This window comes from Nonomuraea muscovyensis (assembly GCF_014207745.1).
In the GTDB taxonomy this organism is placed as follows: Bacteria; Actinomycetota; Actinomycetes; order Streptosporangiales; family Streptosporangiaceae; genus Nonomuraea; species Nonomuraea muscovyensis.
In genome coordinates this window covers 912361-924220 of record NZ_JACHJB010000003.1, presented here as the reverse complement: position 1 = coordinate 924220, position 11860 = coordinate 912361, and the positions used below count along the sequence as shown (strand labels likewise).

Here is an 11860-nt window from a genome sequence, read left to right as displayed (position 1 = left end):
TGCGCACGGCTCGGCCACGGACACCGGCAGACAGCACGCAGGCCCGCGCCGTGGGGCGCGGGCCTGCGTCTGGCTGTCTGGGCCGGGGGCCGGGCCGTATCGGCCCGGCCGGGCCTAGGCGGCGTTCTTCGGGTCGCCGTGGCAGCGCTTGTACTTCTTGCCCGACCCGCACGGGCAGGGCGCGTTGCGCTCGACGTTGCCGTAGGCCGCCCGCTCCTCCGCGGTGGTGCGGACGCGGGTGTGCTCGACCTCGCCCTGCTCGCCCGGCGCGGTGTACTCCAGCTCGGCCGGACGCTGGGGGCCACGCAGCCCGCGCGCGATGATCGAGCGGGTCTCCGCGACCGCCGCGTCCTCCTCCTCGACGATCGGGTTCTGCTGAACCTCGACCTCGATGTTGAACAGGAACCCGACCGAGTCCTCCTTGATGCCCTCCAGCATCGCGGCGAACATCTCGAAGCCTTCGCGCTGGTACTCGATCTGCGGGTCCTTCTGCGCGTAGGCCCGCATGCCGATGCCCTCGCGCAGGTAGTCCATCTCGTAGAGGTGCTCGCGCCACTTGCGGTCGAGCACCGACAGGATGACCCGGCGCTCGAACTCGCGCATCGCCTCGGAGCCGAGCTCCTGCTCGCGCCTGTCGTACGCCGCCAGCGCGTCCTGCTTGATCCGCTCGCTGATGAACTCGGCGGTGAGCTCCTCGCGCCCGCCGGCCTCCTCGGCGAGGGCGTCGACGGTGATCTGGATCGGGTAGAGCTCGCTGAACGCCTTCCACAGCTTGTCGAGGTCCCACTCCTCGGCGAAGCCCTCGGACGTGGCGCCCGCGACGTAGCCCTGGATCACGTCGCCGACGAAGCCGCGCACCTGCTCGTGCAGGTCGGCGCCCTCCAGCACCCGGTGGCGCTCGGCGTAGATGACCTTGCGCTGGCGGTTCATCACCTCGTCGTACTTGAGAACTTCCTTGCGGATCTCGAAGTTCTGCTGCTCGACCTGGTGCTGGGCGGAGGCGATGGCCTTGGAGACGATGCCCGACTCGATCGGCTGGTCATCGGGGATGCTGAGCCGCGTCATGATCATCTCGACGCGGGCCGAGTTGAACAGGCGCATGAGGTCGTCGCCGAGCGAGAGGTAGAAGCGCGACTCGCCCGGGTCGCCCTGGCGGCCGGCCCGGCCGCGGAGCTGGTTGTCGATGCGGCGCGACTCGTGGCGCTCGGTGCCGAGGACGTAGAGGCCGCCGATCTCGACGACCTCGTCGTGCTCGGCCTTGACCGCGGCCTTGGCCTTCTCCAGCGCCTCCGGGTAGGCCTTCTCGTATTCCTCGGGGGTCTCGACCGGATCGAGGCCGCGCTGGCGCAGCTCCAGGTCGGCGCGGAACTCGGGGTTGCCGCCGAGCATGATGTCGGTGCCGCGACCGGCCATGTTGGTGGCGACGGTGACGGCGCCCTTGCGGCCCGCCTCGGCGATGATGGTGGCCTCACGCGCGTGGTTCTTGGCGTTGAGGACCTCGTGCTGCACGCCGCGGCGCTTGAGCGCCCTGGACAGCCGCTCCGACTTCTCGACCGACGTGGTGCCGATGAGCACCGGCTGGCCGGCCTCGTAGCGCTGCCTGATGTCCTCGACCACCGCGTCAAATTTGGCGTCCTCGGTCTTGTAGACGACGTCGGGCTGGTCCTTGCGGACCATCGGCCGGTTGGTCGGGATGGGCACCACGCCCAGCTTGTACGTCTTGTGGAACTCGTTGGCCTCGGTGACCGCCGTGCCGGTCATGCCGGACAGCTTCTCGTAGAGGCGGAAGTAGTTCTGCAGGGTGATCGTGGCGAGAGTCTGGTTCTCGTCCTTGATCGCCACGCCTTCCTTGGCCTCGATGGCCTGGTGCATGCCCTCGTTGTAGCGACGGCCGTGCAGGACGCGCCCGGTGAACTCGTCGACGATCAGGACCTCGCCGTCGGCGACGATGTAGTCCTTGTCCTTCTTGAACAGCTCTTTGGCCTTGAGCGCGTTGTTGAGGAAGCCGACCAGGTGGGTGTGCTCGGGCTTGTAGAGGTTGTCGATGCCGAGCCAGTCCTCGACCTTGGCGACACCCGACTCCAGGACGCCGACGGTGCGCTTCTTCTCGTCGACGACGTAGTCGCCGGTGCTCTCCTCGCCGGGGTTCTTCGCCTCGACGCCCCTGCGCAGCCGGGGCACGATCTTGGCGAACTCGGCGTACCACTTGCCGGACTGCTCGCCCGGGCCGGAGATGATCAGCGGCGTGCGGGCCTCGTCGATGAGGATCGAGTCGACCTCGTCGACGATGGCGAAGAAGTGGCCGCGCTGGACGCACTCGTCGAGCGACCACGCCATGTTGTCGCGCAGGTAGTCGAAGCCGAACTCGTTGTTGGTGCCGTAGGTGATGTCGGCCTCGTACTGCTTGCGGCGGTCATCGCCCTGCTGGCCGGAGAGGACCACGCCGACCTCGAGACCGAGGAAGCGGTGCACGCGGCCCATGTTCTCGGCGTCGCGCTTGGCAAGGTAGTCGTTGACCGTGACCACGTGGACGCCCTTGCCCGCCAGCGCGTTGAGATAGGCGGGCAGGGTGCAGGTGAGGGTCTTGCCCTCACCGGTCTTCATCTCGGAGATGTTGCCCATGTGGAGGTTGGCGCCGCCCATGATCTGCACGTCGTAGGGGCGCTGTCCGAGGACGCGGCGAGCCGCCTCACGAACCGTGGCGAACGCCTCGGGAAGCAGGTCGTCGAGCGACTCCCCGTCCTTGTGGCGCTGCTTGAACTCGTCCGTCATCGCGCGCAACTCCGCGTCGGACAGGCTCGTGAAGTCGTCCTCGATGGAGTTGACCTGGTCTGCGATCCTCTTCAGCTTGCGGAGGGTCTTGCCCTCACCGGCACGCAGGATCTTGTCGAGAATGGCTGCCACTTTATGTAAAGCTCCTCGCAGGTCTACCCCGGCGGCGCCGCCAGGAGGAGAGGCCGAGACAAACTTCCCCGCTGCCATGGTAGGCGGTTCCGCCAGCGGACACAGCCACCGCGACATCCGGGGCGCCGACCACGTCTGGGAGAATGGGTATCCAGGCAGAGGGTATGCCGGTTGACAGCCGGTTCGCACCGAATAGCGGGATATCCGGCAAAGGAAGGGAATTGTCATGGTTGAGGGCGCGAAGTCGGAGCAGACCGAGAATCTCGGCAGTCACGGCGGACGCGCGTCTTCGTGGCTCGCGGTCACCGTCATGCTGATCGGCACCATCGTGGGCGGAGTCGGCCTGACCATGGCGAGCTGGACGCTCATCTGGGTCGGCGTGGGCGTGTTCGTCGTGGGCGGGATCCTCGCTCTCGTCTTCGACATCTTCTCCGACGTCGTGATCGACGCGCCCCGCGTGGGCATGTCGGTCGAAGACCACCGCTGATCCAGCGGCGCGGCGGGCACCGATTCTTCCTCGGTGCCCGCTTTCGGCATGCCCGCCGCCGGCCACAGCACCCCGACGACCGTCCACTGCGGCCACCCCGCCGCGCCCCGGAGACCGTCCGCGTGACCGCCTCGTCGCGCGGGTCGCACGATCGTCCTCGGGGGGCGCCCCGGCCGTCTCTCGGAGCTCACGCACGCCCCGCTTCACAGGTGACGGCCGCCGGGGGACAGGTCCACCCGAACCCGCCCGGGACGCCGCCCACCGTGTGACAGATCCTGGCGGCGTGCACGCCCACGGCGGGGCGTCCAGGCACGATCGGCCGCTCGGGACTCAACGGTCCGAACACGGCGAGTCCTGGAGCAACACCCCGATACTGCACGTTCCCGGCATCCGGCCGTGGCGGACCGCCGGGCGTTTCTGTCGGTGGGCGGCGCTAGCATGCCCGGCATGCTTCGCCCTACCAGAGAAACTCGCCGTGCCAGGCAAACTCGCCTTACCAGGGAACTCCGCCGGACCAGGGACCGCTGACATGACCGATCTGACGGCCGACGAGGCGCGGCGGATCATCCTGCGGGCGCAGGGGCTGCTCGGCGCCGACGCGCGCCGTGGCGGCGTGCACGGCATGCTGCGCAGGCTCGGCGCCGTGCAGCTCGACACGATCTCCGTACTCGCGCGTTCCCACGAGCTGGTGGCGTACGCGCGGCTCGGCGCGGTCGGCAGGGACACCGTGGAGCGCGCCTACTGGCACGACCCGGCGCAGAGCTTCGAATACTGGTGCCACGCCGCCTGCATCCTGCCGGTCGAGCACTGGTCGCTCTACGCGTTCCGCAGGCGCGCCTACCGCGAGCGGCGCTACCGCTGGCACGAGGTGCCCGACCACGTCGACAAGCTGCTGGAGCAGGTGCGCGCGTCCGGCCCGGTGACGACCGCCGACGTGGGCGGCGCGCGGGCCGCGCGCAACGGCGAGCCGGGCGCCGGCGAGTGGTGGGACTGGTCCGACTCCAAGATCGGGCTGGAGTGGCTGCTCGACATCGGTGAGCTGGTGTGCACCCGCCGGGTCGGGTGGCGCCGGGTCTACGACCTCGCCGAGCGCGTGGTGCCCGCCGACCTCCTGGCCGAGGACCTCTCCGACGAGGAGTGCGTCATACGGCTCGCGCGCATCGCGGGCCGCGCGCTGGGCGTCGCCACCAGGGGCGACCTGATCGACTTCCTGCGGCTCAAGGGCCGGTTCGCCGCGATCCTGGACGAGGCCCTGCTCAGCGGGGCCGCGGGGCTGGTGCCGGTGACGGTCTCCGGCTGGCCGGCCAGGCCCCGCGCCAACGGTTCCGCCTCCAGAGCCACTCCGGCCAGGTCAGCCACCGCGAAGTCATCCGGCGCCACGATCACGGCCGCCACCGCCACGGGCATGCCCCAAGGCGCCACCACGGCATCGGCCGGCGCGACGCTCACCGGAGGAGCCGCCACGGCTACGGCGGGCGCGACGCTCACCGGAGGAGCCGCCACGGCTACGGCCGATGCGACGCTCACCGGAGGAGTGGCCACGTCCGGGGCGGGTGTGGCGGGGGGCTTCGGGGGCGCCTTCGCGGTGCCGGCGACGGCGGCGTTCCGGGCCGCGGCGGCCTCGGCCAACGCCTGGGCCGATCCCGCGGCGCTGGAGGCGGAGCCGCGCGGGCGGCACCGCACCACGCTGGTCTCCCCGTTCGACTCGCTGATCTGGCACCGGGGCCGCACCGAGCGGGTCTTCGGCTTCGCCTACCAGCTGGAGCTCTACGTGCCCCGGCACAAGCGCGTCCACGGCTACTTCACGATGCCCGTGCTGGCCGGTGGCCGGCTCATCGGCCGGGTGGACCCGGCCCGCGACGGCACCACGCTGGTGGCCCGTCAGCTCAGCCTGGAGCCCGGCCTCACGGCCGCCAGGTGGGCCGACGCGCTGCGCGACGCCCTGTGGGAGGCGGCCGGGTGGGTGGGCTGCGACGCCGTACGAGTCGAGCGGGCCGACCCGGGCCTCGCCGCCCACCTGGAGGCCGGCGTCAGGTGATCTCCAGCATGCGCTCGCGCACGGCGTACACCACGGCTTCCATGCGCGAGTGCAGCTGCAGCTTGTCCAGGATGTTGCGGACGTGGTTCTTGACCGTGTTCTCGCTGATGAACAGCTGCTTGGCGATCTCACGGTTGTTCATGCCCTTGGCGACTAAGCGCAGCACCTCCATCTCGCGCTCGGTCAGCCGCGGCACCGGCAACTGGGGCGGTCGCTCGGCCTCCTTGCGGCTCATGTTCGCGAACTCGCTGATGAGCTTCGCGGCCATGGCGGGGTTGATGAGCGACTGACCCTCGTACACTCCGCGCACGGCCGCCGGCACATCGTTGATCTGCACGTCCTTGAGCAGGTAGCCCGTCGCACCCGCCTTGATGGCCTCGAAGAGGTCCTCCTCCTCGTCGCTCACCGTCAGCATGATGATGCGGGTGCTCGGCACCGAGGCCTTGATGCCCTTCGCGGCCTCGATGCCGTCCTGCCGGGGCATGCGCACGTCCATCAGCGCCACGTCGGGCATGAGGCGGTCGGCCAGCTCGACCGCCTCCTGCCCGTCGCTCGCCTCGCCGACCACGTCGATGTCCGGCTCGGCGGCCAGCGCCAGAGCCAGACTCCGCCTGATCAACTCGTGGTCGTCCACGATCAGCACGCGGATCGGCTCGCCTCTCGGCGTGCCGTCCTCGCCGGGCTCACTCACGAGGCCTCCTTGACGCGCCTCGCGATCTCGCTCCGTTCGCGCACGTGCACCTGACTGAGCTCGCTCACGTCTCCTCCTCGTCGGGGGGCCAGAGCCGTCGGACCGCCCATGATGGCATGGGTGCCGCGATCCTCGGTCGGTCGAGAAGATCTTTTAAGACGCTATCAGGGCTCGACGAGCCGCAACACGCCGTAGTTGTAGCCGCGCCGGTTGTAGACCACCGACGGCTGGCCGCTCTCCTTGTCACGGAACAGGTAGAAGTCGTGTCCGACCAGCTCCATCTCGAGGAGGGCCTGGTCGATGGTCATGGGTTCCGCCTTGTGGAACTTCTCTCGCACGATGAGCGGCCCGTCGCCGTCCATCTCGATCGGGACGATGTCGTCGTACTGCTTGTCGTCGGGGAACTGGTCCTCTTCGGACTCGGCCGGCTCGGGGACCAGCGTGGCCTTCCGGGGCGGGAGGTCGACGTCGGGTAGCGTCGCGGTGAGCTCCGCCACGGAGGGCGGGCAGTGGTTGCCGTGGTGAACCTTGCGCCGGTCGGCGAGCCTGCGCAGGCGTCCCTCGAGTTTGTCGAGGGCGATGTCGAGGGCGGCGAACCGGTCGTCCGCGGACGCTTCGGCCCTGATGGCCGGACCTCGGGAGTGAATGGTCAGCTCGACACGCTCTCGCTGCCCGGCGAGGCGCGGGTTGCGCTCCTTCGACACCTCCACATCGACTCGAATGAGCTTGCTATCCAGACGCTCGATCCTGGCCAGCTTGGTCGTCACGTGGTCGCGGAACCGCTCACTCACTCCGGTGTGCCGGCCCTTGACGATGATGTCCATGCAACAGCCCCCCTTCGTCTAACGACTGAGAAAGAGCGCCCGACGACGCGCCCGCCGGGCGGGGTCTTCTGTCTTCCTCTCTGTCACCGTTCCCCTCTCCGACGTTTCATCACCGGGATCTCGGGTGGCACCCGTTCGGCCGACCTGGTCTTCGACCCCACATCCGCCTGCTGAGGCTTTCGCAGCTCTGTCGCCACTACTGGCCTTCTCTTCTGACGAGGGACATCTGGACCCTCGGGAAGGCAGGACTTACCCCTAAGCCGCACCGTGATCGATCGACGAAGAGTCGCCTTACGTGGGCCGTTTCGCCTGCGGCTGGCATCGGCTTGCAGAGCCGGGACTCCCGGCCCTGCGCAACCACGGACCCGAACGGGTGCCATGTCAGAACGCTATCCGGATCGGACCCGAATGTCAGCTTGCGGATTGCCCAAAGGATCACTTTCCGTGATTTCCCAAGGGTGTGACAGGGGTGAAGGATGTCCCAGTTAAGGGTCGGCCAAGGGCTATGCCCAGGTGATGAGCCCCTCTTGATCTGCGATCATCCTGCACACTGGGTAGTGAGATGTGACCCCATGGTGAGGGTTGCGGCCGCCACCCTCTTTACCCAACGTGACCGTAATCCTTTTTAAGATCTCCGGCGTGTCGCGGCGACGGTGGCGGCGAACAGCACCTCGGCACCCCGCGAGCGCAGCGCCCGGGCGGCCTCCGACAGGGTGGCCCCGGTGGTGACGAGATCGTCGACGAGCACCACGGGCAGCGCCGGCGCGAGGTGGCCGGCGACGTCGAGCGAGCCGGCGAGGTTGGCGGCGCGCCGCCGCGCGTCGAGCCCGGCCTGGTCGGCCACCCGCCGGACCGGCACCAACACCGCGCGGGCCGCCGCCCGGTGCCCGTAGGCCGTCAGCAGGCGCGCCGCCCGCGTGGCCAGCCGCCCGACGGGGTCGTGTCCGCGGACCCGGCGGGTGCGGCGCGCGCTCGGCACCGGCACGAGGACGAACCCGCTCGTCGCCGGGTGCGCGCGGGCGAGGGCGGTGGCCACGGTGCAGGCCAGCGCCTCCGCGAGGGGCGCCGCCAGGGTGACCTGGGCGCGCTCCTTGTAGGCGATCACCGCCCGGCGTACGGGCCCCGCGTAGTCGGCGGCGGACCAGCAGTCGGGCAGGCCCGCTGGGCGGGGCGCAGGCGGGCGCCGGGCCGGCTCGGCGAGCCGGGCCAGGCACGGCCCGCAGAACGGCTCCCCGGTCGCGCCACAGCCCACACAGCGCTGCGGGAGGAGCAGGTCGAGCAGGGGAAGGGACACGCCCGCCAGCATGCCGCCCACCACCGACACTTTCCGCCGCCCCTGCGTGGGTCGTCCGTGGGCCCCTGTGTGGTCCTGCGGGGCTCGGGTGGGTCAGCCGAGCTGGAAGAACGGGCGGGTGTCGTCGGCGGCGACCTGGGACACCCAGGCCTGCTTGTCCTTGCTGAACTCCAGGATCTCGTTGCCCTGGTCCGTGGCCGCCAGGATGCGCTCGCCCAGGGCCGTGATGCCGCGCAGCCGCTTGCTGCCCGTGGGCAGTTGCTTGGTCTCGCCGTCGCCGACGTTGATCTCGCGGACGCTCTGCACCTTCTCCTTCTTGCTCTCCACGAGCACGAGCAGGCGCTCGCCGTCCTGCCAGGCGATGTCGCGGATCCGCTCGTCCGCGACGGTGGTGAGCGTGTGGAAGTTGCCCAGCATCGGCGAGCCGGCGCCGCCGGTGATGGCGCCGACCCGGACCTCGCTCTCGCCGAGCGTCACGGCGACGCGCACGCCGTCTCTGGCGACCCTGAGGGCGGTGACGTCGAGCCCGTCGAGGCCGGGGGCGGCGACGCGCTCGGGGCCGCGCCCGGCGGACGGGTGGCAGCGCAGCACCGTGTCGTTCGCGCGGTCGTAGGTCCACAGGGTGCCGTCGCGCCGCCAGGACGGAGCGGTCAGGTCGGCCCCCTGGACCCACTGCTCCCACTGGCCGTCGGTGGCGACCCGGGTGACCCAGATGCCGCCCGCGCCCTCCTTGCCGCGGGCCGCCACGAGGTCGGCGGCGCCGGACATCGCCATGTCGCGGAACTCGCTCGGCTGCCCGGCGGGCCCCTGCACGGCGTTGCCCGCGCCGTCGCTGAGCGTGTGGATGGCGCCCTTGCTGGTGAAGTACGCGGGGCGGGCGTTGTTGTTGTCGAACCAGTTCTCGCCCTCGCGCAGGTTGGCGGGCACGACGAGGGACTCGGTGGAGTAGAACGGCTCGCCGTCGAGCTGCACCTCGATGGGCCGGCCGTTGGCCATCTGGTTGTCGTTGAGGCTGAACTTGAGCTGCGCCTGGAGCCCCTCGGCGAAGGCGCCCTCGGGGTCGATGGGCCCGCTGAGGTCGACGACCACGCGTTCCTCGGCCGATCTGACGGACCGCACGCTCACACCCTGCGGGAAGACGCTGCCCACCGCGCCGTGCAACGCCTTGCTCGGCCCTTCGAGCAGGCGCCTGACGATGGTCTGCGCGAAGTTCTCGGTGGGTTTGACCCGCAGCCACACCCGGTCGACGACCAGGCGCCTGTCGGGCAGCAGCCGGTCGGTGCCGGGGGGCCCGGCCAGGAAGTAGAGGTTGGTGGGGCGGTAGGCGCGGGTCAGGTCGTCCACGGTCAGCAGCAGGCCGGTGGCGCCCGCGACCGACTTGACGCGGTAGGCGCCCTGCTGGTTCTTCACCAGCGTGAAGAAGACCTGCAGGTCGGCGGCGGTGCCGAGCGCGGGCACGTACGTGTCGTCGGCCTCGATGCGGGCGACGGGCGTGCCGACCAGCTTGATGACCACCTCGTTGCCGCCGGCCTTGCTCTCGTACTCGTACTTCGGCGAGTTGCCGATCACGGTGACCGGCCCGTCGGGCTTCCACGTCTTGGCGGCGTCGGGCGTCAGGTAGTGGGGCAGCACCGTCGGGTCGTCGGCGTAGGCGGCCATCGCGGCCTGCAGGCCCTCCACCACCTGCCGGGGGTCCCAGTCAGTCCGCGGCTTCACGGCGATCATGCGCTGGAACGGCCGCGTCAGCTCGTCGCCGCCGCCGGCCTCCTCCATGGGGAACGGCCCGCCCACGGGGATCACGGCGCAGCCCGTGCCGGTGGAGACCAGCGTCAGGGCCGCGAGGGCGGCGACGAGGCGCCTAGACCTCGTCATGGACGGCTCCGTCTCCCGAGGCCGGCAGCAGCACCGGGGTCATCTGGCCGCGCCACGTGCGGCGCATCTCGATCTCGGGCGGCACCAGGGACAGCGGTGAGCCCTTGAGGTCGGCGCCGGCGGTCCTGGGCAGCGTCAGCCTGAACTGGGAGCCCTCCCCCTGCTGCCCCCACGCCTGCAGCCAGCCGCCGTGCAGCGCGGCGTCCTCGCGGGAGATGGCCAGGCCCAGGCCGGTGCCGCCGATGGTCCTGGCCCGTGACGGGTCGGCGCGCCAGAACCGGTCGAACACCATCGTCTCCTCGCCGGCCTTCAGGCCGATGCCGTGGTCGCGCACGGCGACCGCGACGGCGTCGCGGTCGGCGCCCACGGTCACCACGATGTCCCTGCCCTCGCCGTGCTCGATGGCGTTGAAGAGCAGGTTGCGCAGGATGCGCTCGACCCTGCGGTTGTCGATCTCGGCCATGCAGGGCTCGTTGGGCAGCCGCAGCTCGAAGCGGGTGGCGTGGCGCTCGGCCAGCGCCTCGGAGTCGGCGATGGCGCGCAGCACCACGTCGCGGACGTCCACGGAGTCGAGGTCGAGGTCGGCGGCGCCGGCGTCGTAGCGGCTGATCTCCAGCAGGTCGGCGAGCATCGCCTCGAAGCGTTCGAGCTGGGCCTGCATGAGCTCCGCCGAACGGGAGGCCATCGGCTCGAAGTCCTCGCGGGAGTCGTACAGCAGGTCGGCGGCCATCCGGACGGTGGTCAGCGGGGTCCGCAGCTCGTGGGAGACGTCGGAGACGAACTGGCGCTGGACCTGCGAGAGCTCCTCCAACTGGTGGATCTTGAGCGCGAGGTTGCCCGCCATCTCGTTGAACGAGGTCGCCAGGCGGGCCAGGTCGTCCTCGCCGCGCACCTTGAGCCGCTCGTCGAGCTTGCCGGCGGCCAGGCGCTCGGCGGCCTGGCGGGCGAGCCGTACCGGGGTGACGACCTGCCGAGTCACCAGGTAGGCGATGGCGGCGAGCAGCAGCACGAGCCCGAAGCCCACCACGACGATGGCGAGCCGGACGTTGGAGAGCATCTGCTCTTCCTCGTTGAGCGGGAAGAAGTGGTACACCTCGTACACGCCGCCGCTCTCGGGGGTGACCAGGCCGCCGATCACCAGGGTGAGCCGGGGCTGGATCTCGCCGTCGAAGCGGATGAGCGCCTGGTGCCGTTGCGGCTTGTCGTTGGGGAGCTTGCCGACCTGGCGCTCCATGCCCTGGCGCAGCCCCTCGGGGACGTTGCCGGGCGTGAGGTTGCCCGAGGCGCGCGAGGCGGCGGGCGCGGCCGCGTTGAGCACGAGCACCTCGTAGCGCTTCTTGGAGCCGTCCTCGATGGAGCCGGTGATGCTGTCCATCACGCTGTCGAGCGGGTTGACGGGGGTCTTCTTGCCCGAGTTGGCCGGGGGCGGCTGCTCGTCGGGCGTGCGGTTGAGCGCGTCCTCGATCTGGACGCGGTCGGCGAACGCCTCGCTGGCCGCCGAGGCCTGGCGGCCGGCGATGACCGATTTGTTGATCTGGTCGGACAGGAACACGCCGAGCACGACCACCACGGTCACGGAGATGACCAGCGTGCTGGTGACGACCTGCAACTGCAGCGAGCGGCGCCAGACACGCCGCAGCGTGCCCGCGGCACGGCGCGCCCGACGGCGGACACCGCCGAGGATCTGGCGCAGTGTCCGTCTGCGTGGCCGCTTGGTCCGTGTCGCAGGCATGACCGGTGGGGCGGCGGG

Annotated in this window: 8 protein-coding genes; 2 read left to right on the top strand and 6 right to left on the bottom strand. The window is 70.5% G+C overall.

Annotation, left to right across the window (positions count from 1 at the left end; translation table 11 throughout):
* Positions 1 to 114: 114 nt before the first annotated feature.
* Positions 115 to 2904 (bottom strand): preprotein translocase subunit SecA, encoded by a 2790-nt coding sequence (gene secA, locus FHU36_RS36040; RefSeq protein WP_185088518.1) that lies wholly within the window; start codon positions 2902 to 2904, stop codon positions 115 to 117.
* Positions 2905 to 3130: 226 nt separating this feature from the next.
* On the opposite strand from secA, the gene FHU36_RS36035 reads away from it, so the two are divergent.
* Positions 3131 to 3391, top strand: a complete 261-nt coding sequence (locus tag FHU36_RS36035) for an HGxxPAAW family protein (protein ID WP_185088517.1) — start codon at positions 3131 to 3133, stop codon at positions 3389 to 3391.
* Positions 3392 to 3920: 529 nt separating this feature from the next.
* On the top strand, positions 3921 to 5429 hold the full coding sequence (locus tag FHU36_RS45185; RefSeq protein ID WP_185088516.1) for a winged helix-turn-helix domain-containing protein: 1509 nt from the start codon (positions 3921 to 3923) through the stop codon (positions 5427 to 5429).
* On the opposite strand, the gene FHU36_RS36025 is transcribed toward FHU36_RS45185, so the two are convergent.
* The 5 genes from FHU36_RS36025 to mtrB form a co-directional block, all read right to left on the bottom strand.
* Positions 5422 to 6120 carry a response regulator gene (locus FHU36_RS36025; protein WP_185088515.1) on the bottom strand — a complete coding sequence of 233 codons (699 nt, stop codon included), beginning with the start codon at positions 6118 to 6120 and terminating at the stop codon, positions 5422 to 5424. The two genes, FHU36_RS45185 and FHU36_RS36025, sit on opposite strands and share 8 nt — an antisense overlap.
* Positions 6121 to 6284: 164 nt before the next feature.
* A complete protein-coding gene (gene hpf, locus FHU36_RS36020) occupies positions 6285 to 6944 on the bottom strand; it encodes a ribosome hibernation-promoting factor, HPF/YfiA family (protein ID WP_185088514.1) in 660 nt (219 codons plus the stop codon).
* A 625-nt stretch (positions 6945 to 7569) separates the two neighbouring features.
* Positions 7570 to 8238: a ComF family protein gene (locus FHU36_RS36015; protein WP_312892072.1), complete on the bottom strand. Its 669-nt coding sequence runs from the start codon at positions 8236 to 8238 to the stop codon at positions 7570 to 7572.
* A gap of 93 nt (positions 8239 to 8331) precedes the next feature.
* Entirely contained in the window at positions 8332 to 10110 is a 1779-nt protein-coding gene (locus FHU36_RS36010; protein ID WP_185088513.1) for an LpqB family beta-propeller domain-containing protein, read from the bottom strand.
* Complete coding sequence (mtrB, locus tag FHU36_RS36005) at positions 10097 to 11842, bottom strand: MtrAB system histidine kinase MtrB (RefSeq protein WP_185088512.1); 1746 nt, start codon at positions 11840 to 11842, stop codon at positions 10097 to 10099. The genes FHU36_RS36010 and mtrB overlap by 14 nt, the downstream gene beginning before the upstream one ends.
* Between the last annotated feature and the right edge of the window lie 18 nt (positions 11843 to 11860).

What these genes read in the sequence shown, in the direction of transcription:
- FHU36_RS36035 (WP_185088517.1), top strand. Translation starts at nt 3,131, where the DNA reads ATGGTTGAGGGCGCGAAGTCGGAGCAGACCGAGAATCTCGGCAGTCAC.
- FHU36_RS45185 (WP_185088516.1), top strand. Translation starts at nt 3,921, where the DNA reads ATGACCGATCTGACGGCCGACGAGGCGCGGCGGATCATCCTGCGGGCG.
- hpf (WP_185088514.1), bottom strand. Translation starts at nt 6,944, where the DNA reads ATGGACATCATCGTCAAGGGCCGGCACACCGGAGTGAGTGAGCGGTTC.
- FHU36_RS36010 (WP_185088513.1), bottom strand. Translation starts at nt 10,110, where the DNA reads ATGACGAGGTCTAGGCGCCTCGTCGCCGCCCTCGCGGCCCTGACGCTG.
- mtrB (WP_185088512.1), bottom strand. Translation starts at nt 11,842, where the DNA reads ATGCCTGCGACACGGACCAAGCGGCCACGCAGACGGACACTGCGCCAG.